Here is a 21882-nt window from a genome sequence, read left to right as displayed (position 1 = left end):
CACCCGTGTTTGTCCCGCCAGAGCATTCTAGGTTCGAATTGCGGGTTTGTTCGGGGTGATTTGCACGTCCTTTTCCAGACGTTGCAGACACCCGCCAACATTCGACCATGCCACCGCCCGAAGTTCATTCGGTTGTCTGGTTTTCAGAACATTCTCAAGCGGCGCCTACTTGGTCCCGCGCGCGCGGTGCTCGGCGAACTGGCGCCGGAACGGCTCGAAGCGGTGCTCCTCGATAGCCGTGCGCATCTCGCGCATCAGTTCCAGGTAGTAATAGAGGTTGTGGATCGTGTTCAGGCGCGCGCCGAGGATTTCGCCCACGCGGTGCAGGTGGTGCAGGTAGGCGCGCGAGAAATTGCGGCAGGTGTAGCAGCCGCAGGTCTCGTCCAGCGGGCGCGGGTCGTTGCGGTGGGCCGCGTTGCGGATCTTCACGTCGCCAAAGCGCGTGAACAGCCAGCCGTTGCGGGCGTTGCGGGTCGGCATCACGCAGTCGAACATGTCCACGCCCGAGGCCACGCCGGCCACCAGGTCTTCCGGCGTGCCCACGCCCATCAGGTAGTGCGGCTTGTTGGCCGGCAGGCGGGGGCCCACGTGCTCCAGCACGCGCATCATGTCTTCCTTGGGCTCGCCCACGGACAGCCCGCCGATGGCGTAGCCGTGGAAGTCCAACTCGGACAGCCCGGCCAGCGACTCGTCGCGCAGATCCTCGAACATGCCGCCCTGGACGATGCCGAACAGCGCGTTCGGGTTGTCCAGCCGCTCGAACTCGTCGCGCGAGCGCTTGGCCCAGCGCAGGCTCATGCGCATCGAGCGCGCGGCCTCGTCGTGCGTGGCGGGGCGGCCATCGATCTCATAAGGCGTGCACTCATCGAACTGCATGACGATGTCCGAGTTCAGCGTGCGCTGGATCTGCATCGAGATCTCGGGCGACAGGAACAGCTTGTCGCCATTCACCGGCGACGCGAACGTGACCCCATCTTCGGTGATCTTGCGTAGTTCTCCGAGTGAAAACACCTGAAAACCGCCTGAATCGGTCAGGATGGGCTTGTCCCAGCCGACAAAGCGATGCAGGCCCTCATGCGCCTCCACCACGTCCAGCCCGGGGCGCAGCCACAGGTGGAAGGTGTTGCCGAGGATGATCTGCGCGCCGATCTCGTTCAGTTCGAGCGGCGACATGGCCTTGACCGAGCCATAGGTGCCCACGGGCATGAAGATGGGCGTCTCCACGACGCCGTGGTTCAGGGTGACGCGGCCGCGGCGGGCGTTGCCATCGGTGGTCAGCAGTTCGAAATCGAGCATTTGGCGGGTCTCAGGTCAGTCCAGGCGGGTCAACAGCATGGCGTCGCCGTAGCTGAAGAAGCGGTAGCGTTGATCCACGGCGTGGCGATAGGTGGCGCGGATGGCCTCCACGCCGGCCAGCGCCGAGACCAGCATCAGCAGCGTGGACTTGGGCAGGTGGAAGTTGGTGATCAGGGCATCGACCAGCCGGAAGCGGTACCCCGGCGTGATGAAGATGTCGGTGTCGCCGCTGTGCGGGGCCAGCGTGCCGTCCGCCGCCGCGGCGGATTCGAGCGCGCGCAGCGAGGTGGTGCCCACGGCGATCACCCGGCCGCCGCGCGCGCGGGTCTCGCGCACCGCCTCGGCCAGTTCGGGCGTGATGGCGTACCACTCCGCGTGCATCTTGTGTTCGGCGAGATTCTCCGTCCGCACCGGCTGGAACGTGCCGGCGCCCACGTGCAGCGTCAGGAACGCGCGGCGCACGCCCTTGGCATCGAGCCGCGCGAACAGCGCGTCGTCGAAATGGAGCCCGGCCGTCGGCGCCGCCACGGCGCCCGGGTTGCGGGCATAGACGGTCTGGTAGCGGGTTTCGTCGTAGGCGTCGGGATCGTGCGTGATGTAGGGCGGCAGCGGCAGGCGGCCGTATTGCTCGATCAGGTCCAGCGCGGGCGCGGGAAAGCGCAGCGTGAAGAACTGGTCGACGCGCGGCCCCACCGTCACGGCGAAGGCATCGTCGGCCAAGTGCAGTTGGCTGCCCTCAGCGGGCGTTTTCGACGCGCGCACCTGCGCCAGCACCGTATGGCTGTCGACCACGCGCTCCACCAGCACCTCTACCCGGCCGCCGCTCGGCTTCTGGCCGAAGAAGCGCGCCTTGATCACGCGGGTGTCGTTGAAGACCAGCAGGTCGTTGGGACCGAGGTAGTCCAGGATGTCGCTGAACGCGCGGTCGACCAGACGCACGGCGTCGGCACGGTCTTCCGGCGCGGTCCGCTCCACCACGAGCAGGCGGCTGGCGCTGCGGTCGGGCAGGGCGGATTGCGCGATCAGCTCGGGCGGCAGGGGAAAATCGAAGTCGGATAGCGTCAACATTGCTTCAGAATAGCGGGCACGGCAAGCGGGTGGCGGCACCGGGTTAGGGCGTCGTCACAGGCATGGGTACAATCGGCGAATCCGACATTGTAAGGCTTGGGACGTCCGCGCATCGGCCAGTCCCCCGTTTACCGCCCATATTCACGCGCTGATGCCAGGCACCGCCACCGACTCCCTCGACCGTCGCCACGATAGCGAAAACAGCGAACCCAGCGACCGCAACGACACGTCCGTCGAGCGCGCCCCGAAGGGCAAGCCGGCCGCGCCGGCCAAGCCGTCGTCGGCCGTGGCCCGCCTGGCCAAGCTGGGGCTGCGCCGCCCGGTGGACCTCGTGCTGCACCTGCCCATGCGCTACGAGGACGAAACCGCGCTGGAAACCATCGGCGAGGCCATCCGCCGCGCCGGCATGGGCCTGGCCGCGCAGGTGGAGGGCGAGGTCATCTCGAACGAGGTTACCTTCCGGCCGCGCCGCCAGCTGGTGGTCAAGATCGCCGACGACACCGGCGAGCTGACGCTCCGCTTTCTCAATTTCTATGGCAGCCAGACCAAGCAGATGGCCGAAGGCGTGCGCCTGCGCGTGCGCGGCGAGATCCGCGGCGGCTTCTTCGGCGCCGAGATGGTCCACCCGCAGGTGCGCCCCGTGGTGCCCGGCGAGGCCCTGCCAGACCGCCTGACCCCGGTCTATCCCGCCACGGCCGGCATCTCGCAAGCCTATCTGCGCAAGGCGATTGGCGGGGCGATGTCCCGCACGCCGATGCCCGAGACGCTGCCGCAGGCCGTGCTGCAGGGCCCGGTTGCCCAGCTAAAGCTGGCGCCGCTGGCCGATTGCCTGCGCCTGCTGCACAACCCGCCGCCGCAGGAGAGCGAGGCCGCGCTGGCGGACCGCTCGCACCCGGCCTGGCAGCGGATCAAATTCGACGAATTGCTGGCCCAGCAGATCTCGCTGCGGCGCTCGCAGGCCGCGCGGCGCGAGAAGAACGCGCCGTCGATGCCGCGCCACGCGGACGGGCTGCTCACGCGCTTCCTGGCCGCGCTGCCGTTCCGGCTGACCGGGGCGCAGGAGCGCGTGGTGGAGGAGATTGCCGCCGACATGACGCGCCCGCACCCGATGCACCGCCTGCTCCAGGGCGACGTGGGCAGCGGCAAGACCATCGTGGCCGCGCTGGCCGCCTGCCAGGCCATCGACGCCGGTTATCAGGCCGCCCTGATGGCACCCACTGAAATCCTCGCCGAGCAACACTTCCGCAAGCTTTCCGCGTGGCTGGAGCCGCTGGGCGTGCCCGTGGTCTGGCTGGCCGGCAGCCTCAAGGCGAAGGAGAAGCGCGAGGCCGCTGCGCGCGTGGAATCGGGCGAGGCGCAGCTGGTCATCGGCACTCATGCGTTGATCCAGGACACCGTGCGCTTTGCGCGGCTCGGGCTGTCCGTGGTCGATGAACAGCACCGCTTCGGCGTGGCGCAGCGGCTGGCGCTGCGCGGCAAGGCGGGGGAGGCGGACACGAAAGCCGCGCCGGACAAGGTTCCGCATCAACTGATGATGTCGGCCACGCCGATCCCGCGCACGCTGGCCATGACCTACTACGCCGACCTCGATGTGTCCGTGATCGACGAACTGCCGCCGGGCCGCACGCCAATCGTGACCCGGCTCGTCAACGACGCGCGGCGCGACGAGGTGATCGAACGCGTGCACCACGCCGCCGCCGAGGGCCGCCAGGTCTACTGGGTGTGCCCGCTGATCGAGGAATCGGAGGCGCTCCAGCTACAGACTGCAGTCGAGACGTATGAAACGCTAATCGCCGCGCTGCCGGACCTGCGCGTGGGGCTGGTCCACGGCCGCCTGCCGCCCGCCGAGAAGGCTGCGGTCATGGGCGATTTCAGCGCCAACCGGCTCCAGGTGCTGGTGGCGACCACGGTGATCGAGGTGGGGGTGGATGTGCCGAACGCCTCGCTGATGGTGATCGAGCATGCCGAGCGCTTCGGCCTGGCCCAGCTGCACCAGCTGCGCGGGCGCGTGGGGCGGGGCAGCGCGGAATCGGTCTGCCTGCTGATGTATCAGGCGCCGCTCTCGCCCACGGCGCGCGAGCGGCTGGCCACGATGCGTGAGACCACCGATGGCTTCGAGATCGCCCGGCGCGACCTCCAGATCCGCGGCCCCGGCGAATTCCTGGGCGCGCGCCAGTCGGGCGAGGCCATGCTGCGCTTTGCCGACCTCAACACCGATGCCTGGCTGGTGGACTATGCCCAGGAAGCTGCCGAACTGATGCTGGCGCGCTTCCCCGAGGCCGTGGAAGCGCATCTTCTGCGCTGGCTGGGGGGGCGGGAGCACTTTTTGAAGGCGTGACGGCGCATAAGACAAGCCTTATATGTGCCTAAGACGATACATTACAGTGCCGATCTGACAGAAGGCGCAATCGAAGTTAAAATCTATCGCCTAACCGAACCTGATAAGTCATGACGCTCACCGAACTCAAGTACATCGTCGCCGTGGCGCGCGAGCGCCATTTCGGCCGGGCGGCCGAGGCGTGCTTCGTTTCGCAGCCGACGCTGTCGGTGGCCATCAAGAAGCTGGAAGACGAGCTGACCGTGCAGATCTTCGAGCGCGGCACCTCCGAGGTGTCGGTGACGGCCATTGGCGAGCAGATCGTGGCCCAGGCCCAGCGCGTGCTGGAGCAGACCATGGCCATCCGCGAGATCGCCAAGCAGGGCAAGGACCCGCTGGCCGGGCCGCTGCGCGTGGGCGTGATCTATACGATCGGGCCGTACCTGTTGCCGATGCTGGTCAAGCAGATGATCGGCACGGTGCCGCAGATGCCGCTGATGCTGCAGGAAAACTATACGAACAAGCTGATCGAACTGCTCAAGCAGGGCGAGATCGACTGCGCGATCATGGCCGAGCCGTTCCCGGATTCGGGCCTGACCGTGCGCCCGCTGTACGACGAGCCCTTCGTGGTGGCCGTGCCGCGCGGCCATCAACTGGCCGAGCAGCGCAGTGTCGATCCGGACGAACTCAAGCAGCAGACCATGCTGCTGCTGGGCAGCGGGCACTGCTTCCGCGACCACGTGCTGGGCGTGTGCCCGGAGCTGTCGCGCTTCTCGCAGGCCGCCGACGGCATCCAGAAGACCTTCGAAGGGTCGTCGCTTGAGACGATTCGCCATATGGTGGCCAGCGGCGTGGGCATTACCGTGCTGCCGCGCACCTCGGTGCCCGACCTGAAGCCGCGCAACGACATGCTCGCCTACGTGCCCTTCGCCGATCCGGTGCCGGACCGCCGCGTGGTGCTGGCGTGGCGCAAGAGCTTCACGCGCCTGCCCGCCATGGAGGCGCTGGCCAATGCGGTGGCGGCGTGCGACCTGGCCGGCGTGAGCCGGATTGGCGACGCGGCGTCCGTGGAAGCGGTGGCCGCCTGAGCGGATTCTCACGACATCCACGTCGACATCGATCACGGCAGGGGCGCTTCCCTGCCGTTTTTGTTTGCGCCGCATCGAGACATAGCCAATCGCTATGCAATAGGTTGATATTATCGAATGTGAAGTTCGATAGATTTTCCTATACTTCACTCATCGACACCCCGCCTGCGGGGCATCCACCGACTGAAGCGGAGAAACACCATGACGATGCTCGACCTGTTCGTGACCGAATTCCAGCAACTGCGCACGGCCGCCGACGAGGGTCCGCGCACCGAGGAGGCCAGCCGCCTGCGCCGCAAGGTGGTGCGCAAGGAGATCGGCATGGCCATCGTCGCGCTGGGTGCGATGGCGATGTTCTTCCACGCGGCGCAGGGTTTTGCCTTCCTCGGCACATAAAGCTAATGCGATAATGGCCGCCGACTGCCCCCCGACAATCTGAATGGCGTGGGCTGGATTCCTCGTGGCTACAAACGGAGCTGAACGACCATGGCAAAGAAGAATGAGATGAGCGTGAACATCGGCATGTCCGACAAGGACCGCAAGAAGATTGCGGAAGGCCTGTCCAAGCTGCTGGCGGATACCTACACCCTCTACCTCAAGACCCACAACTTCCACTGGAACGTGACGGGGCCGATGTTCAACACGCTGCATACGATGTTCGAGACGCAGTACACCGAGCTGGCGCTGGCCGTGGACGCCATCGCCGAGCGGATCCGCGCGCTGGGCTACCCGGCACCGGGCACGTACAAGGAGTACGCGAAGCTGTCGTCGATCGCCGAGGAAGAAGGCGTGCCCGACGCGACCGAGATGATCCGCAAGCTGGTGGAAGGCCAGGAAGCCGTGGTGCGCACCGCGCGCTCGCTGTTCCCGGCCATCGATGCAGCGGGCGACGAGCCCTCGGCCGACCTGCTGACCCAGCGCATGCAGACGCACGAAAAGACCGCGTGGATGCTGCGCGCGATGCTGGCCTGAGTCTGTCTGACCAGCGCACAACGCGTCACGGCTATCCACGCCGCGACGCGTTTTTTGTTTTGTCTCGCCAGAAGTGAACGCAGTCCCCATGTCCGAACATTCCGCCGCCCCGCCGCAACCCCGCCGTCCCGGACGCCTCGCGCTCTACGCGCGGCTGGTGCGGATCGACAAGCCCATCGGTACCCTGCTGCTGCTGTGGCCCACGCTGTGGGCGCTGTGGATGGCTGCCGAAGGGCCGCCCGCCTGGGGTATTTTCTGGATTTTCTTCGTCGGCACGTTCCTGATGCGCTCGTCGGGCTGCGCCATGAACGACTGGGCCGACCGTGACTTCGACAAGCATGTGAAGCGCACCAAGGAGCGGCCGCTGACCGCTGGCTACATCGCCGGCTGGGAGGCGCTGGTGGTGGCCGCCGTGCTGGCGCTGGCGGCGTTCGCGCTGATCCTGCCGCTGAACGGGCTGACCAAGGCGCTGGCCGTGGTGGCGGCCGTGGTAGCCGGCACCTATCCGTTCTTCAAGCGATTCTTCGCGATTCCGCAGGCCTACCTCGGCATTGCCTTCGGGTTTGGGATTCCGATGGCGTTCGCGGCGGTGCAGGGGGAGGTGCCCCCCGTGGCGTGGCTGATGCTGCTGGCCAACGTCTTCTGGTCCGTGGCCTACGACACCGCCTATGCGATGGTCGACCGTGACGACGACCTGCTGATCGGCATCAAGACCTCGGCGATCACCTTCGGTCGCTTCGACGTGGCGGCGATCATGCTCTGCTACGCCGGCTTCCTGGGCCTGATGGCCTGGGCTGGCGCGCTGCTGGGGCTGGGCTGGCCGTATTACGCCGGGCTGGTGGGGGCGGCCGGTCTGGCCGGCTACCACTACACGCTGATCCGTGACCGCGACCGCATGAAGTGCTTCGCGGCGTTCCGGCACAACAACTGGCTGGGCGGGGTGGTGTTCGCAGGAACGGCGCTCGCCTACTGGCTGAAGTAAGCGGCCGTTCAGCGTTGGTCCGGACTCCCGCCCGGACTATTCCTCAGTCCTTGCCGAACTCGGCGCCCATCTCGCGGCCCCGGGCCGCCGCCGCGTGCATGGCGCGGACGAAGGCGTCCTGCATCTTGTCCGCGTCCATCGACGTCAGCGCCGCGTAGGTCGTGCCGCCCTTCGATGTCACGCGCTCGCGCAGCAGGGACACCGGCTCCGACGACTCGGCAGCTAGCGCGGCCGCGCCCCGGAACGTCTCCACGCCCAGCTGGCGGCCCTGTTCGGCGGTCAGGCCCATCTCCTTCGCCGCGCGCTCCATGGCTTCGATGAAGTAGAAGACGTAGGCCGGGCCGCTGCCCGAGAGGGCCGTCACGGCGTCGATCTGGTTGTCGTCATCGACCCAGACGCACTGGCCCACGGCTTGCGCCACAGCCGTGGCGATGGCGCGGTCCGCCTTGCTCAGGCCCGGCGCGGCGGCCAGGCCGGTCATGCCCATGCCGGCCAGCGCCGGGGTGTTGGGCATCGCCCGTACCAGGCGCGAGGTGCCCAGCCAGCGGCCCATGTCCTGGAGCCGGATGCCGGCCGCCACGCTGATGATCAGATTGCCCTGGCTGGCGCCCAGATGCGGCACGAGCGGCGCCACGGCGTCGCGGAACTGCTGCGGCTTGACCGCCAGCACGATGACGTGGCTGGCGCCGAAGCGGGCGTCCGGCGCGGCCTGGGTCCGGACGCCGAGCGTCTGTTCCAGCCGCTGGCGGGCATCGTCCGACGGATCGATGACGCAAATGGCGCGCGCGGGCACGCCGCGGGCCACCAGGCCGCCGATCAGGGCGGAGGCCATGTTGCCGCCGCCGAGGAAGCCGAAGGTGAGCGTATCGAGCATGTCTTTCCTTGTCTTTTCCGAATGTTGCCGGGTCGATGCGTGTCGCCCGGCGTTCTTGTGGGTGGGGGGGGCGCTGCGCCGTCAGGCGCGCGCGCCGAAAATCGCGGTGCCGATGCGCACCAGTGTGGCGCCCTCGGTGATGGCCGCGCCCATGTCCGCGGACATGCCCATCGAGAGCGTGTCTACGTGTAGACCGGATTGCCGGAGTTGATCAAGCAACCCGCGCAGCGCCGCGAACGGCCGGCGCTGGGCCTCCGGGTCGTCGGCCGGCGCCGGAATCGCCATCAGCCCGCGCAGCCGCAGGTTCGGCAGGGCGGCGATGGCCTGCGCCAGCGGCAGTACCTCGGCCGGCGCCACGCCGCTCTTGCTGGCCTCTTCGCTGATATTGACCTGGATGCAGACCTGGAGCGGCGCCATGCCCACCGGCCGCTGGGCCGACAGCCGCTCGGCGATCTTCAGCCGGTCGATGGCGTGGACCCAGTCGAACTGCTCGGCCACCGGCCGGGTCTTGTTACTTTGCAGCGGGCCGATGAAATGCCAGGCGATCCGGTCGCGCAGGTCGGCCAGGGCGGCGATCTTGTCGAGGCCTTCCTGGACGTAGTTTTCCCCGAAAGCGGCCTGCCCGGCCTGGAAAGCCGCCCGCACGGTGGCCGGCGCGACGGTCTTGGAGACGGCCAGCAGGGTGACCGCGGACGGGTCCCTGCCGGCTTGTTGTGCAGCCGCCGCGATGTCATTTAGCACGGCTTGCAAGTTGGCGGCGATTACAGACATAATCCGGCGGACATACCAAAGAAGTACACAACAACAAGTCGTATATTAGGGTGGGGTCATTATAGATGGACATCGCGCAGCTATTGGCTTTTGCGGTCAAGAACAAGGCATCCGATCTCCACCTCTCGGCAGACATGCCGCCGATGGTGCGTATTCACGGGGATATGCGGCGGATCAACGTGGCGGCCATGGGCCACAAGGACGTCCACGCCATGGTGTACGACATCATGAGCGACGTTCAGCGCAAGAGCTACGAAGAACGCCTCGAGGTCGACTTCTCGTTCGAGATTGCCGGCCTGTCACGGTTCCGGGTCAATGCCTACACCACGCAGCGCGGCTCCGCCGCCGTGTTCCGGACCATTCCGTCGAAAGTCCTGACGCTCGATGACCTCCATGCACCGGCCGTGTTCGCGGACCTCTGCATCAAGCCACGCGGTCTCGTGCTCGTGACCGGGCCGACCGGCTCGGGCAAGTCGACCACGCTGGCGGCCATGGTCGATCACCGCAACGACAACGACATGGGTCACATCCTCACGGTGGAAGACCCGATCGAATTCGTCCACACCTCCAAGAAAAGCCTGATCAACCAGCGCGAACTGGGCCCGCACACGCATTCGTTCTCGAACGCGCTGCGCTCGGCGCTGCGTGAGGATCCGGACGTGATCCTGGTGGGCGAATTGCGTGACCTGGAAACCATCCGGCTGGCGCTGACCGCCGCCGAAACCGGCCACCTGGTCTTCGCCACGCTGCACACGAGTTCCGCCGCCAAGACCATCGACCGGGTCGTGGACGTGTTCCCGCCCGAGGAAAAGGACATGGTGCGGACCATGCTGTCGGAATCGCTCGAGGCCGTGATCTCCCAGACGCTGCTCAAGACGCGCGACGGCAACGGCCGGACCGCGGCGCACGAGATCATGATCGCCACGCCCGCCATCCGCCACCTGATCCGCGAGAACAAGATCGCGCAGATGTACTCGATGATGCAGACGTCGAGCGGTATGGGCATGCAGACGCTCGACCAGTGCCTGAGCGACCTGATCAAGCGCGGCATGATCAACTACAACGACGCGCGGGCGATTGCCAAGAATCCCGACGCCTTCATGGGCTAAGGGGAGGCCGACGCCATGCTCGACCGCGAATCCGCCGCGAAGTACATCAACGACCTGCTAGAGCTGATGGTCAACAACCGCGGCTCGGACCTGTTCATCACGTCCGAATTCCCGCCGGCCATCAAGGTGGACGGCAAGATCACGCCCGTCTCTCAGCAGCCGCTCAACCCGGCGCAGGCGCTGGGCCTGGTCCGTTCGATCATGAACGAGCGCCAGGTGAAGGAATTCGACGAAAGCCGCGAGTGCAACTTCGCGATTACCGCGCCGAACGCCGGGCGCTTCCGCGTCTCGGCCTTCATCCAGCAGGGCAAGGCCGGCATGGTGGTGCGGACGATCAACACGCGCATTCCGTCGGTGGAAGACCTGGACCTGCCCACGTCGCTCCATGAGATCGTCATGGCCAAGCGCGGGCTGGTAATCGTGACCGGCGCCACGGGCTCGGGCAAGTCCACCTCGCTGGCGGCCATGCTCGACCACCGCAACGCGCACTCGTACGGCCACATCATCACGATCGAGGACCCGATCGAGTACGTGCACGCGCACCAGAACTGCGTCGTCACGCAGCGCGAGGTCGGCATTGACACCGAGTCGTGGCACGTGGCGCTGAAGAACACCCTGCGCCAGGCGCCGGATGTGATCCTGATCGGCGAAATCCGCGACCGCGACACCATGGAATACGCGATGCAGTACGCCGAGACGGGCCACCTGTGCCTGGCCACGCTGCACGCCAACAACGCCAACCAGGCCATCGACCGGATCATCAACTTCTTCCCCGAGGAGAAGCGCCAGCAGCTGCTGATCGACCTGTCGCTGAACCTCAAGGCGATGATCTCGCAGCGGCTGCTGCCGCGCGCCGGCCGCAAGGGCCGCGTGCCGGCCGTGGAGATCATGATCGGAACGCCGCTGGTGGCCGACCTGATCTTCAAGGGCGAGATCCACGAGCTCAAGGAAGTTATCAAGAAGTCCCGTGAGCAGGGCATGATCTCCTTCGACCAGGCGTTGTTCGAACTGTACGAGGAAGAGAAGATCGCCTACGAGGACGCGCTCAAGAACGCCGACTCGCTGAATGACCTGCGCCTGATGATCAAGCTCCACAGCGCCCGCCACCGCGACGCCGACCTGGGCGCCGGCACCGAGCACCTGAACGTCATTTGATCGGACGACCGGCGGGCGCGGTATGCTCGCGGTTGTCTGCAATGCATTCTCCGGAGCCGCCATGAGCAACGTCTACCAGTTCGAAGCGAAGTCCCTGTCCGGCCAGCCGGTGCCGCTGGCCGATTTCCACGGCAAGGTGCTGCTGATCGTCAACACGGCCAGCGAGTGCGGCTTCACGCCCCAGTACGCAGGGCTGGAGGCGCTGCACGAGGCCTACGAGCCGCGCGGCCTGGCGGTGCTCGGCTTCCCCTGCAACCAGTTCGGCAAGCAGGAGCCGGGCGACGCGGCGCAGATCGGCCAGTTCTGCGAGACGCGCTTCCAGGTCAAGTTTCCGATGTTCGAGAAGATCGAGGTCAACGGCGCCGGTGCGCATCCGCTCTACAAGTGGCTGACCTCGGAAAAGCCCGGCGTGCTCGGCACCCAGGGCATCAAGTGGAACTTCACCAAGTTCCTGCTGCGCCGCGACGGCACGGTCTTCAAGCGCTACGCGCCCACGACCAAGCCCGAGGACATCCGCGCGGATATCGAGACGCTGCTGAGCGATCCGGCAGCCTGATGGGTCAGCCGGGCCTGACTGCCTCAGCCCGGCATATCGGACTGCACCGCGCGCAGGAAGCCGTTGAGCGAGCGGTCCGGCGTCTCGTGGAATTGCTCGTCGAGGATCTCGATGGTGCGGCAGCGGTCCAGCCGGAAGCTGCGATAGTCGGACCGCGCCGTGCACCACGCCGCCAGCAGCCAGACATTGCCCCAGAAGAACAGCCCCAGCGGCTGCACCACGCGCTCGGTGACGCGCTGCTGGGCATCGATATAGTCGAGCCGCAGCAGCCGTTGCGCGCCAATGGCGCCATGCACGGTGTCGAAGGCCTCGCGCACGGCCGGATGGTTGAGGTACTCGGGCGCGAAAATCCGGCTCTGCTGCGCCGCCACGCGGCGCGGGGGCGGCAGGGCGGCCATCAGCTTCTCCAGCGCCGGATCCGCCGCCGCGGCCAGCGCGCCGCCGCCCCAGGCCTTGAGCAGGCGCAGGCCGGCGACCATCGCTTCCACTTCCATCGCGGTGAACATCAGCGGCGGCACATCGTAATCCGGCCGCAGCCGGTAGCCGATGCCAGCCTCGCCCTCCACCGGCACCCCCGACAGCGACAGCGCCTGGATGTCACGGTAGACCGTGCGCTCGGACACGCCCAGCCGCTGCGCCAGCAATGCCGCCGTGGTCAGCCGGCGGCCACGCAGGACCTGCACGATCTGGAAGAGGCGGTCGGCACGGCGGCTCATGGGCTGGGGAAGAATGAAGGAGGCGGGGGGCCGGATGGGCGCATCATGCCCGCCGGCTCCTGACAGCGTACTGTCAGGAGGGTGTCAGGGGTGGCAGGGGAACCCGCCCCGGTCAGTGGGGCATCCATGCCGCCAGCACCGGCACCACGATGGCGGTCAGCACGCCGTTCAGGCCCATGCCCAGCGCGGCGAAGGCGCCGGCCTCCTGGTTGACCTGGAACGCGCGCGCCGTGCCGATGCCGTGGGCCGCCACGCCGGTGGCGAAGCCGCGAATCACGTAGTCGCGCACGCGCAGCATGTTGAGCAGGCCGGTGGTGCTGACCGCGCCGATGATGCCGGTGGCCATCACCAGCACGGCCGTCAGCGAGGGCAGGCCGCCGATCTTCTCGGACACCCCCATGGCGATCGGGATCGTGACCGACTTGGGCGCCAGCGAGCGCACCACCTCGGGCGACGCCCCCAGCGCGTAGGCGATGCCCACCGCCGACACCACGGCCACCAGCGATCCCGCCACCAGCCCGCAAAGCAGCGGGAAGACGTGCGCGCGCAGCTTCGGCAACTGGGTGTAGAGCGGCACCGCCAGTGCCACCGTGGCCGGCCCGAGCAGGAAGTGGACGAACTGCGCCCCGTCGAAGTAGGTCTTGTACGGCGTGCCGGTCACGGTCAGCACGGTGACGAGGATGGCCACCGAGATCATCACCGGGTTGGCCAGCGGCGAGTACCGCGCGCGCTCGTAGATCCGGAACGCGAAGACGTAGGCGATCAGCGTGGCGGTGAGCCCGATCAGCGGGCTGGCCGACAGGTAGACCCAGATCTCGTTCAGACGCGGCGACATCATGGCTGCGCCCCGCTATCGGCAGCTTCGGCGGCTTCGGCCTGGGGCGGCGCCGGCTTGCGCATCAGCGCCCGGGTGACCAGCGCGGTCACGACGATGGCCAGCCAGGTGGAGATGACCAGCGCGACGACAATCGGCATCCATTCGCCGCCAATCCGGTTGGCGTGGACCATGATGCCGACGCCGGCCGGCACGAACAGCAGCGACAGGTGCTTGAGCAGCTCGCTGGTGGTGTTCTGGATGATGGGGAGCAGGCGGTTGTCGAAGACCAGCCAGCCGAAGAGCAGGAGCATGCCGATCACAGGACCGGGCACGGGCAGGCGCAGCGCGTAGCTGATCACCTCGCCCACGGTCTGGAAGACCAGCAGGATGGCAAACGTCTGGAGCATGGGGGCGCATCAGGGTCGAAATGTGCCGACATGGTACTCCGATGGCGCGGGCCGTGTTTTGCTCCCCTCTCCCTTTGGGAGAGGGCTGGGGGAGAGGGCAGGCGCATCCACGAAGCGTCACCGCGCAGTTCGCTCAATCCCTCTCCCCCGACCCCTCTCCAACAAGCGGGCGAGGGGAGAACTCCCTACGCGCAGACCATGCGCTCCACCAGTTCCACCCAGTGCATCACCGGCGTGTCGGTGCCGCTTTGCAGGTGCGTGATGCAGCCAATATTGGCCGAGACGATGGCATCGGGCGAGGAGGCCTGGAGCTTGGCGAGCTTGTCGTCGCGCAGCGGATAGGACAACTCCGGCTGCAGCACCGAGTACGTACCCGCCGAGCCGCAGCACAGGTGGCTGTCGGCGCAGAGCCGCACCTCGATGCCCAGGCCGGTCAGTAGCGCCTCCACCTTGCCGCGGATCTGCTGGCCGTGCTGAAGCGTACAGGGCGGATGGTAAGCCACGCGCCGGCCGTCGCGCGGCACGGCGCCGGCCAGCTTGTGCAGGTCGTCGGCGAAGTCGGGCAGGATCTCGGACAGGTCGCGCGTCATCGCCGAAACCCGTGCCGCGCGCTCCGCGTAGGCGCGGTCGTGGCGCAGCAGGTGGCCGTAGTCCTTCACCATCACGCCGCAGCCGGAGGCCGTCATGACGATGGCCTCCGCGCCGGATTCGATATAGGGCCACCAGGCGTCGATGTTGGCGCGCATATTGTCCAGCCCGCCGTCGTGGTCGCCGGTGTGGAAGCGGATCGCGCCGCAGCAGCCGGCCTCGCTCGCCACCACCAGTTGCACGCCGAGCTTGTCCAGCACGCGCGCGGTGGCCACGTTGATGTTGGGCGACATCGCCGGCTGCACGCAGCCGTCCAGCAGCAGCATCTTGCGGGTGTGCGTGGTGCGCGGCCACGGCCCCGTCGGCGAGGTGATCGCCGGCAGCTTGTTGCGCAGCGCCACCGGCAGCATCGGACGCATCATCTGGCCGAGCTTCAGCGCCGGGCCGAACAGCTTCGGCCGGGTCAGCCCCTCGCGCAGCAGCCAGCGCGCCATCCGCTCTTTTGCGGGGCGGTGGATGCCTTGCGCCTCGAGTCGCTCATCCACCACCTTCCGGCCGATATCGACCAGCCGCCCGTACTTCACGCCGGACGGGCAGGTCGATTCGCAGTTGCGGCAGGTCAGGCAGCGGTCCAGGTGCAGCCGCGTGCTTTCCGTCACGGGCTGGCCCTCGAGCATCTGCTTCATCAGGTAGATGCGGCCGCGTGGGCCGTCCAGCTCATCGCCGAGCAACTGGTAGGTGGGGCAAGTGGCGGTGCAGAAGCCGCAGTGCACGCACTTGCCGACGATGGACTTGGCTTCTTCGCCTTCGGGCGTGTTGCGCAGGAATTCGGCCAGTGTGGTTTGCATGGTTCGGGGGGCTTGGGCGGTGGGCGGCTCAGAGGCCGGTGTACAGGCGCTGCGGATTGAAGATGCCGGCGGGGTCGAAGGTGGCCTTCAGCCGCTTGTGGATGGCGGCCAGCGGGGCCGACAGCGGCGTGAACACGCCAACTGCCTTGTCGCCGTTGCGGAACAGCGTGGCGTGGCCGCCGGCAGCCTGGGCGATGGCGCGCACCGAATCGGCCGAGACCGTGGCGGGGTCGCCCTCGGGCGCCAGCCACCAGCGCTGGCCGCCGCCCCATTCCACAAGCTGCGTGCCGGGCAGGTCCAGCGGCGGGGCGATGGGCGGCACGGCGATGCGCCACAGTGCGCGGCCATGGTCTTTGGTGTGGGCCGGGGCGAAGAAGGGGTGCGACTGCTCGCGCAGCGCGGCCCAGAGCGCGAGCGCCTCGCCGGGCTCGACGCGATCGCCGCCCAGCTTCTCGCACGCGGCGCGCACGGCCGCCGTGGCGCCCGAGAGCCGCACGTCAAGCACGCCGTCCTGCCACGCCGACGCCGCGATCGGCAGCGGCTGGCCGCCCCAGCGGTTCAGGCGCTCGATGGCTTCGGCCTGCGGCAGCGCAAAGCGGAGCGTGGCGTCGTCGAACGGTATCGGCAGCACCTTCAGCGAGACCTCCAGGATCAGGCCGAGCGTGCCGAGCGAGCCGGTCAGCAGCCGCGAGACGTCATAGCCGGCCACGTTCTTCATCACCTGCCCGCCGAAATGCAGCACCTCGCCGCGTCCGTCCATCAGCTGCACGCCGAGCACGAAATCGCGCAGCGCGCCCACTGACTGCCGGCGCGGGCCGGACAGCCCKGCCGCCACGGCGCCGCCCAGCGTGGCGATGCCGGGCGCGGCGAAATGCGGCGCCTCGAAGGCCAGCATCTGGCGACGTTCGGCCAGCGCGGCCTCGATCTCGGCCAGCGGCGTGCCGCAGCGTGCCGTGACCACCAGCTCCGCCGGGTCATAGTCGACGATGCCGGCGTAGGGGCGGGTGTCGAGCACGGTGCCGACCAGCGCCTGGCCGTAGAAGTCCTTGCTGCCGCCGCCGCGCAGGCGCAGCGGGGCGCGGCTGTCGCCGGCCTGGCGGATGGCATCGCGAAAGGCGTCGAGTGTGGCTTCCATATGGGGGACCCTTGGCGTTTTTTGTTGGGTTGTCGTCGAATCAGGGCTGGCGCGGCGGCGTCTTGCCGGGGCCGCCGAGATCCTCGAACCCCGTCGGGTTCTCGACCTGATAGGGAGGCAGCACCGTCCCGCAATGCTTGCAGAAGCCCGCGTCGGGGTCGTGCCCCTCGGTCAGGCAGTGCTCGCAACAGCGCGTGGTCAGCGGCCGCCGGATGATGCTGGCCGCCAGTTCCGCGCCGACGATGCCGGTCGGGAAGGCGATGATCCCGTAGCCGAGCAGGATGGTCAGCGAGGTGATGAACTGCCCGATGGGCGTGCGCGGCACGATGTCGCCGAAGCCGGTCGTGGTCAGCGTGACGATGGCCCAGTACATGCTGACCGGGATGCTGGTGAAGCCGTGCCGCGGGCCTTCCACCACGTACATGATCGTGCCGAGGATGATCGTGATGATGAACACGGTGCCCAGGAACACGAAAATCTTGCGGCGGCTGTTGGACAGCGCCATGGCCAGGATCTGGGCTTCCTCGAAATAGACCGTGAGCTTGAGGATCCGGAACACGCGCAGCAGCCGCAGCAGCCGCACGTCGATCAGGAAGGCCAGTTCTGGCACGAAGAACGCGGCCCAGGTCGGGATGATCGAGATGAAGTCGATGATGCCGAAGAAGCTGAACGCGTAGCGCAGCGGCCGGCGCACCACCAGCAGCCGCATCACGTACTCGGCCGTGAACAGCAGCGTGAACATCCACTCCAGCAGCGTGAACGCCAGCCCGGCGCGCGCGTTGATCGACGGCACGCTGTCCAGCATCACGATGGCCACGCTGGTCACGATGGCGATCAGCAGCACGATGTCGAACAGGCGCCCCTGGCGCGTGTCGGCCTCGAAGATGATCGTGTACCAGCGCTGGCGCCAGCCGGCTTCGGGCTGGCCCAGGCGCTGCCGGGTGCGCGCGTTGAGGAAGCGCTCCTGGCGGGCGTCCCGTTGGTGGGTGTTGGGGTTGGGCATGGGTGGCGATGGTGAGCGGGTAGCGGTGGGGCGCGTGGCCCGCCCGGTACCCGCCCGCGCTCAGAAGCGCGGCAGGTCCGGATGCGGCAGCAGGCCGCGCCTGACGTGCATCTTGCCGTACTCGGCGCAGCGCGCCAGCGTCGGGATGGCCTTGTCCGGGTTCAGCAGCCGGGCCGGGTCGAAGGCGGCCTTCACGCCGAAGAACGCATCGCGCTCGGCCGGCGAGAACTGCACGCACATCGAATTCAGCTTCTCCACGCCCACGCCGTGCTCGCCGGTGACGGTGCCGCCCAGTTCCACGCAGGACTCCAGGATGTCGGCACCGAACAGTTCGGCGCGATGCCATTCGTCGAGGTCCTCGCCGTTGAACAGGATCAGCGGGTGCATGTTGCCATCGCCGGCATGGAAGACGTTGATGCAGCGCAAGGCGTACTTGCGTTCCATCGCCTCGATCCGCTTGAGCAGCGTGCCGATGTGCTTGCGCGGGATCGTGCCGTCCATGCAGTAGTAGTCGGGCGAGATGCGCCCGGCGGCCGGGAAGGCGTTCTTGCGCCCGCTCCAGAAGCGCAGCCGTTCGGCCTCGCTCTGCGACACCGTGATCCGCGTGGCGCCCGAGCGGCGCAGCACCTCGCTCATCCGCTCGATCTCCTCGGCCACTTCCTCGGGCGTGCCGTCCGATTCGCACAGCAGGATGGCGGCGGCGTCGAGGTCGTAGCCCGCCTTGACGAACTCCTCCACGGCGGCCGTGGCGGGCTTGTCCATCATCTCCAGGCCGGCCGGGATGATGCCGGCGGCAATCACGTCGGCCACGGCGTTGCCGCCTTTTTCCACATCGTCGAAGCTGGCCATGATGACCTGCGCGAGCTGCGGCTTGGGAATCAGCCGGACGGTGATCTCGGTGGCGACGGCCAGCATGCCCTCGGAGCCGATCAGCGTGGCCAGCAGGTCCAGGCCCGGCGCGTCGGGCGCCTCGGAGCCGAAGACCACCACATCGCCCTCCATCGTCACGGCGCGCACGCGCAGCACGTTGTGCACGGTGAGGCCGTACTTGAGGCAGTGCACGCCGCCCGAGTTCTCGGCCACGTTGCCGCCGATGGAGCAGGCGATCTGCGAGGACGGGTCGGGTGCGTAATAGAGATTGTGCGGCGCGGCGGCCTCGGAGATGGCGAGGTTGCGCACGCCGGGCTGGACCACGGCGGTGCGCGAGTAGGAATCGACCGAGAGGATGCGCTTGAACTTGGCCAGCGACAGCACCAGCCCGCCGGCGATGGGCATCGCCCCGCCCGAGAGGCTCGTGCCGGAGCCGCGCGGCACTACCGGCACCCCGAGTTCGTGGCACAGGCGCAGGATGGCGCAGACCTGTTCCTCGGTGTCGGGCAGGACCACGGCGTCGGGCACCTGGCGGTAGGCGGCCAGGCCATCGCACTCGTACGGCACGGTGTCCTCGGCCTTCCAGAGCACGGCGGCAGGCGGGAGGATGCGGGCCAGGCCGGCCAGCAGCGCGGCGCGGGGGCCGTCGGCCTGCGTGGCAGCGCCGGCCAGGGTGTGGGCGTCTTGCGGGGCGTTCATGGCAACTCCTTGACGAGCCGGCCGCCGCGCATCGCTTCACGCACCCGGCCGGGACGGCAGACTATAGCGCAGGCCCCCTGCCACGGGAGCCTTCGCCCACGTGAATTCGGCATGGCAAGCCGATCAAAACTGCTCATGCCATGCGCCCCGGCCCGGCTGGCGCGCGCTTCTCTCTCCAGCCTAGTGGCCCGGACGCTACCAGTCCAGCCCGAGCAGCCAGTCGACGAAGTAGCGCGCCTCTGGCTGGAGCGGCGCCTGCTCGCGCTCGACGATGTAGTAGCCGTGCGGCGAGACCGATTCCACATCGAGCAGCTTGACCATCTGTCCGGCGGCCAGCCACTGGCGCGCCATGCGCTGGCGCACCAGTCCCACGCCCTGGTTCGAGACGATGGCTTCCAGCATCAGGCCGATATCGTTGAATTGCGGGCCGGTCTGGGGCTCCGGCCAGTCGAGCCCGGCGGTCTCGAACCACGGCCGCCACGGCTCCAGCGGACTGCGCAGCAGCACGAGGTTGTGCAGGTCGTCTGGCTTGGCGATGGCGCGCCCGTTGACCCGCTCGTAGTACTCCCGCCCGCACGCCGGAAACACCGGTTCGACTAGCAGTTTCGTGGTTTTGAGGCCCGAATAGCGTCCCGTGCCGTAGCGGATCTCGACATCGGTGTCCTCGGCCTTCACATCGAGGAAGGGCACGGACAGGTGCAGTTCCAGGTCGATATGGGGGTAGAGCGCGCCGAACTCGGGCAGGCGCGGCACCAGGTGCTGCCGGCCGAACGTCGGCGGAATGGCCACCCGCAGCCGCGTGCGCAGCTTGTTGTACTCGGGGCGGGCCAGTTCGTTGAGGGACTTCAGCGCGTCCTGCACATTGCGCTGGTAGCGCGTGCCGGCGGCGGTGAGCCGCAGCGCGGCGTTGGAGCGCACGAACAGGTCGTCGCCCCATAATTCCTCCAGATTCTTGATGCGGTGCGAGACCGCGCTGGGCGTGACGGACAGTTCTTCCGCCGCACGCGCGAAGCTGCCAAGCCGCGCGGCGGCCTCGAACGCGATCAGCAGGTGCAGGGGCGGGACGCGGTGGAACACCGATGCCATGGCGCGGGCCCCCGGTCAGCGCGCCGCGCTGAAGATCTTGCCCGGATTCAGAATCTGATTGGGATCGAGCGCCGCCTTGATCGCCCGCATCAGGTCCAGTGCGTCCTCGCCGTGCTCCTGCACGAGGAAACCCATCTTGTGCAGCCCCACGCCGTGCTCGCCGGTGCAGGTGCCGCCCATGGCCAGCGCCCGTTCGACGATGCGGCGGTTGATGTCCTCCGCCTCGGCCATTTCCTCGGGCTTGGCCGGGTCGACCAGGATCGCCACGTGGAAGTTGCCATCGCCGACATGGCCGACGATGGGGCAGGGCAGCTGCGAGGCGTTCAGGTCGCGCTCGGTCTCGGTCACGCAGTCGGCCAGGCGGGAAATCGGCACGCAGACGTCGGTTGTCACGGACTTGCAACCGGGCTTGAGCTGCAGCATCGCAAAGTAGGCCGTATGGCGCGCATTCCAGAGCCGGCTGCGGTCTTCGGGGCGCGTGGCCCATTCGAAGCCCTGGCCGCCGTGCTCGTCGGCAATCTGCTGCACGGTTTCGGCCTGCTCGCGCACGCCGGCCTCGGTGCCGTGGAACTCGAAGAACAGGTGCGGGGTTTCCGGCAGCGTGAGGTTGTCGTGGCGGTTGATCGCGCGGATGGCCAGCGCATCGACGAACTCCACGCGGGCCACCGGCACGCCAAGCTGGATGGTCTGGATCGTGGCGCGCACGGCGTCGCCCATGCTCGGGAACGCGCACACGGCGGCCGAGATCGCTTCCGGCTGCGGGTAGAGCCGCACGGTGACCTCGGTGATGATGCCGAGCGTGCCTTCGCTGCCGACGAACAGCCGGGTCAGGTCATAGCCGGCCGACGACTTGCGCGCCTGGGTGCCGGTGCGGATCACGCGGCCGTCCGCCGTGACCACGGTCAGGGCCAGCACGTTCTCGCGCATCGTGCCGTAGCGGACCGCGTTGGTGCCGGAGGCGCGCGTGGCGCACATCCCGCCCAGCGAGGCATCGGCGCCCGGGTCGATCGGGAAGAACAGCCCGGTGTCCTTGATTTCCTGGTTCAGCTGCTTGCGGGTCACGCCCGGCTGCACCGTCACGGTCAGGTCCTCGGGATGCACCGCCAGCACGCGGTTCATCTGGGAGAGGTCCAGGCTGATGCCCCCGGCCACGGCCAGCAGGTGGCCTTCGAGCGACGATCCGGCGCCGTAGGGGATCAGCGGCACCCCATGCTGGTTGCAGAGGCTGGCCAGTTCGGCGATTTCCTCGGTGGTGTGGGCGAAGACCACGGCGTCCGGGGCGGCGGGCGGGAACGGGGATTCGTCGCGGCCATGGTGGGCGCAGACGCCGGCCGAGGTGGAAAACCGTTCGCCGAAGCGGGCGGCCAGTGTCTCGGCCAGGGCAACGGGAAGGGGACGGCGCGCCAGGGCGGCGGCGGGCGTGGGGTGGTTCATGCTTTTGTCTCCGGCGAATCCCGCCATTCTACGCCGTCCGCGTCACGCGGCGGACCGCATCGCGGCGCCCGGAACCCGCCCCGAAGCCCGG

The 21882-nt window shown here is 68.0% G+C and carries 21 protein-coding genes; 8 read left to right on the top strand and 13 right to left on the bottom strand.

All coding sequences use genetic code 11. The annotated features are described in order from the left end of the window. Positions 1-165: 165 nt before the first annotated feature. Together tgt and queA are read right to left on the bottom strand one after the other, a co-directional pair. Positions 166-1296, bottom strand: a complete 1131-nt coding sequence (gene tgt / locus AC1DEL_RS16210; RefSeq protein ID WP_092298860.1) for a tRNA guanosine(34) transglycosylase Tgt — start codon at positions 1294-1296, stop codon at positions 166-168. A gap of 15 nt (positions 1297-1311) precedes the next feature. After that, a complete protein-coding gene (gene queA / locus AC1DEL_RS16205) occupies positions 1312-2364 on the bottom strand; it encodes a tRNA preQ1(34) S-adenosylmethionine ribosyltransferase-isomerase QueA (protein WP_441592274.1) in 1053 nt (350 codons plus the stop codon). Positions 2365-2515: 151 nt separating this feature from the next. Between queA and recG the strand changes: the two genes are divergently transcribed. From recG to ubiA, 5 genes are all read left to right on the top strand, one after another. Next, positions 2516-4702, top strand: coding sequence for an ATP-dependent DNA helicase RecG (gene recG, locus AC1DEL_RS16200; protein ID WP_477105712.1), 2187 nt, complete (start codon positions 2516-2518; stop codon positions 4700-4702). Between the two features lie 110 nt (positions 4703-4812). Beyond that, positions 4813-5769: a LysR substrate-binding domain-containing protein gene (locus AC1DEL_RS16195; protein WP_092298869.1), complete on the top strand. Its 957-nt coding sequence runs from the start codon at positions 4813-4815 to the stop codon at positions 5767-5769. Between the two features lie 201 nt (positions 5770-5970). Further along, entirely contained in the window at positions 5971-6165 is a 195-nt protein-coding gene (locus tag AC1DEL_RS16190) for a hypothetical protein (RefSeq protein ID WP_092298872.1), read from the top strand. A gap of 90 nt (positions 6166-6255) precedes the next feature. Next, on the top strand, positions 6256-6741 hold the full coding sequence (locus AC1DEL_RS16185; protein WP_092298875.1) for a Dps family protein: 486 nt from the start codon (positions 6256-6258) through the stop codon (positions 6739-6741). Positions 6742-6829: 88 nt separating this feature from the next. After that, positions 6830-7723 (top strand): 4-hydroxybenzoate octaprenyltransferase, encoded by an 894-nt coding sequence (gene ubiA / locus AC1DEL_RS16180; RefSeq protein ID WP_092298878.1) that lies wholly within the window; start codon positions 6830-6832, stop codon positions 7721-7723. Positions 7724-7766: 43 nt separating this feature from the next. On the opposite strand, the gene proC is transcribed toward ubiA, so the two are convergent. Then, on the bottom strand, positions 7767-8597 hold the full coding sequence (proC, locus tag AC1DEL_RS16175; protein ID WP_092298881.1) for a pyrroline-5-carboxylate reductase: 831 nt from the start codon (positions 8595-8597) through the stop codon (positions 7767-7769). 81 nt (positions 8598-8678) lie between these two features. Then, positions 8679-9368, bottom strand: a complete 690-nt coding sequence (locus tag AC1DEL_RS16170; protein WP_092298884.1) for a YggS family pyridoxal phosphate-dependent enzyme — start codon at positions 9366-9368, stop codon at positions 8679-8681. 65 nt (positions 9369-9433) lie between these two features. On the opposite strand from AC1DEL_RS16170, the gene AC1DEL_RS16165 reads away from it, so the two are divergent. The 3 genes from AC1DEL_RS16165 to AC1DEL_RS16155 all read left to right on the top strand — a co-directional run bounded on the left by AC1DEL_RS16165 (position 9434) and on the right by AC1DEL_RS16155 (position 12188). Continuing rightward, positions 9434-10477 carry a type IV pilus twitching motility protein PilT gene (locus AC1DEL_RS16165; RefSeq protein WP_092298887.1) on the top strand — a complete coding sequence of 348 codons (1044 nt, stop codon included), beginning with the start codon at positions 9434-9436 and terminating at the stop codon, positions 10475-10477. Positions 10478-10492: 15 nt separating this feature from the next. Then, positions 10493-11632, top strand: coding sequence for a PilT/PilU family type 4a pilus ATPase (locus AC1DEL_RS16160; RefSeq protein WP_092298890.1), 1140 nt, complete (start codon positions 10493-10495; stop codon positions 11630-11632). Positions 11633-11693: 61 nt separating this feature from the next. After that, a complete protein-coding gene (locus AC1DEL_RS16155; RefSeq protein ID WP_092298893.1) occupies positions 11694-12188 on the top strand; it encodes a glutathione peroxidase in 495 nt (164 codons plus the stop codon). A gap of 23 nt (positions 12189-12211) precedes the next feature. On the opposite strand, the gene AC1DEL_RS16150 is transcribed toward AC1DEL_RS16155, so the two are convergent. The 9 genes from AC1DEL_RS16150 to AC1DEL_RS16110 form a co-directional block, all read right to left on the bottom strand. Continuing rightward, a complete protein-coding gene (locus tag AC1DEL_RS16150) occupies positions 12212-12904 on the bottom strand; it encodes a helix-turn-helix transcriptional regulator (RefSeq protein ID WP_092298896.1) in 693 nt (230 codons plus the stop codon). Between the two features lie 112 nt (positions 12905-13016). Beyond that, a complete protein-coding gene (locus AC1DEL_RS16145) occupies positions 13017-13742 on the bottom strand; it encodes an LrgB family protein (protein ID WP_092298899.1) in 726 nt (241 codons plus the stop codon). Then, positions 13739-14128: a CidA/LrgA family protein gene (locus AC1DEL_RS16140; protein ID WP_092298902.1), complete on the bottom strand. Its 390-nt coding sequence runs from the start codon at positions 14126-14128 to the stop codon at positions 13739-13741. The genes AC1DEL_RS16145 and AC1DEL_RS16140 overlap by 4 nt, the downstream gene beginning before the upstream one ends. A gap of 185 nt (positions 14129-14313) precedes the next feature. Beyond that, a complete protein-coding gene (gene glcF / locus AC1DEL_RS16135) occupies positions 14314-15564 on the bottom strand; it encodes a glycolate oxidase subunit GlcF (RefSeq protein WP_477108699.1) in 1251 nt (416 codons plus the stop codon). 28 nt (positions 15565-15592) lie between these two features. Continuing rightward, positions 15593-16699, bottom strand: coding sequence for a glycolate oxidase subunit GlcE (gene glcE, locus AC1DEL_RS16130; RefSeq protein ID WP_092298909.1), 1107 nt, complete (start codon positions 16697-16699; stop codon positions 15593-15595). Between the two features lie 40 nt (positions 16700-16739). Then, on the bottom strand, positions 16740-17702 hold the full coding sequence (locus AC1DEL_RS16125) for an ion transporter (protein WP_092298912.1): 963 nt from the start codon (positions 17700-17702) through the stop codon (positions 16740-16742). Between the two features lie 60 nt (positions 17703-17762). Further along, the gene (locus AC1DEL_RS16120) at positions 17763-19271 is read right to left on the bottom strand and encodes an FAD-linked oxidase C-terminal domain-containing protein (protein WP_092298915.1); all 1509 of its coding nucleotides are present in this window, start codon (positions 19269-19271) and stop codon (positions 17763-17765) included. A 195-nt stretch (positions 19272-19466) separates the two neighbouring features. After that, the gene (locus AC1DEL_RS16115; RefSeq protein WP_092298918.1) at positions 19467-20357 is read right to left on the bottom strand and encodes a LysR substrate-binding domain-containing protein; all 891 of its coding nucleotides are present in this window, start codon (positions 20355-20357) and stop codon (positions 19467-19469) included. A gap of 15 nt (positions 20358-20372) precedes the next feature. Then, a complete protein-coding gene (locus AC1DEL_RS16110) occupies positions 20373-21791 on the bottom strand; it encodes an FAD-binding oxidoreductase (protein WP_092298921.1) in 1419 nt (472 codons plus the stop codon). Positions 21792-21882 lie beyond the last annotated feature (91 nt).

Source organism: Cupriavidus sp. 10L43_2, from assembly GCF_056395265.1.
This window is presented reverse-complemented; position numbering and strand designations above follow the sequence as displayed.

What these genes read in the sequence shown, in the direction of transcription:
- tgt (WP_092298860.1), bottom strand. Translation starts at nt 1,296, where the DNA reads ATGCTCGATTTCGAACTGCTGACCACCGATGGCAACGCCCGCCGCGGC.
- queA (WP_441592274.1), bottom strand. Translation starts at nt 2,364, where the DNA reads ATGTTGACGCTATCCGACTTCGATTTTCCCCTGCCGCCCGAGCTGATC.
- recG (WP_477105712.1), top strand. Translation starts at nt 2,516, where the DNA reads ATGCCAGGCACCGCCACCGACTCCCTCGACCGTCGCCACGATAGCGAA.
- AC1DEL_RS16195 (WP_092298869.1), top strand. Translation starts at nt 4,813, where the DNA reads ATGACGCTCACCGAACTCAAGTACATCGTCGCCGTGGCGCGCGAGCGC.
- AC1DEL_RS16190 (WP_092298872.1), top strand. Translation starts at nt 5,971, where the DNA reads ATGACGATGCTCGACCTGTTCGTGACCGAATTCCAGCAACTGCGCACG.
- AC1DEL_RS16185 (WP_092298875.1), top strand. Translation starts at nt 6,256, where the DNA reads ATGGCAAAGAAGAATGAGATGAGCGTGAACATCGGCATGTCCGACAAG.
- ubiA (WP_092298878.1), top strand. Translation starts at nt 6,830, where the DNA reads ATGTCCGAACATTCCGCCGCCCCGCCGCAACCCCGCCGTCCCGGACGC.
- proC (WP_092298881.1), bottom strand. Translation starts at nt 8,597, where the DNA reads ATGCTCGATACGCTCACCTTCGGCTTCCTCGGCGGCGGCAACATGGCC.
- AC1DEL_RS16170 (WP_092298884.1), bottom strand. Translation starts at nt 9,368, where the DNA reads ATGTCTGTAATCGCCGCCAACTTGCAAGCCGTGCTAAATGACATCGCG.
- AC1DEL_RS16165 (WP_092298887.1), top strand. Translation starts at nt 9,434, where the DNA reads ATGGACATCGCGCAGCTATTGGCTTTTGCGGTCAAGAACAAGGCATCC.
- AC1DEL_RS16160 (WP_092298890.1), top strand. Translation starts at nt 10,493, where the DNA reads ATGCTCGACCGCGAATCCGCCGCGAAGTACATCAACGACCTGCTAGAG.
- AC1DEL_RS16155 (WP_092298893.1), top strand. Translation starts at nt 11,694, where the DNA reads ATGAGCAACGTCTACCAGTTCGAAGCGAAGTCCCTGTCCGGCCAGCCG.
- AC1DEL_RS16150 (WP_092298896.1), bottom strand. Translation starts at nt 12,904, where the DNA reads ATGAGCCGCCGTGCCGACCGCCTCTTCCAGATCGTGCAGGTCCTGCGT.
- AC1DEL_RS16145 (WP_092298899.1), bottom strand. Translation starts at nt 13,742, where the DNA reads ATGATGTCGCCGCGTCTGAACGAGATCTGGGTCTACCTGTCGGCCAGC.
- AC1DEL_RS16140 (WP_092298902.1), bottom strand. Translation starts at nt 14,128, where the DNA reads ATGCTCCAGACGTTTGCCATCCTGCTGGTCTTCCAGACCGTGGGCGAG.
- glcF (WP_477108699.1), bottom strand. Translation starts at nt 15,564, where the DNA reads ATGCAAACCACACTGGCCGAATTCCTGCGCAACACGCCCGAAGGCGAA.
- AC1DEL_RS16125 (WP_092298912.1), bottom strand. Translation starts at nt 17,702, where the DNA reads ATGCCCAACCCCAACACCCACCAACGGGACGCCCGCCAGGAGCGCTTC.
- AC1DEL_RS16120 (WP_092298915.1), bottom strand. Translation starts at nt 19,271, where the DNA reads ATGAACGCCCCGCAAGACGCCCACACCCTGGCCGGCGCTGCCACGCAG.
- AC1DEL_RS16115 (WP_092298918.1), bottom strand. Translation starts at nt 20,357, where the DNA reads ATGGCATCGGTGTTCCACCGCGTCCCGCCCCTGCACCTGCTGATCGCG.
- AC1DEL_RS16110 (WP_092298921.1), bottom strand. Translation starts at nt 21,791, where the DNA reads ATGAACCACCCCACGCCCGCCGCCGCCCTGGCGCGCCGTCCCCTTCCC.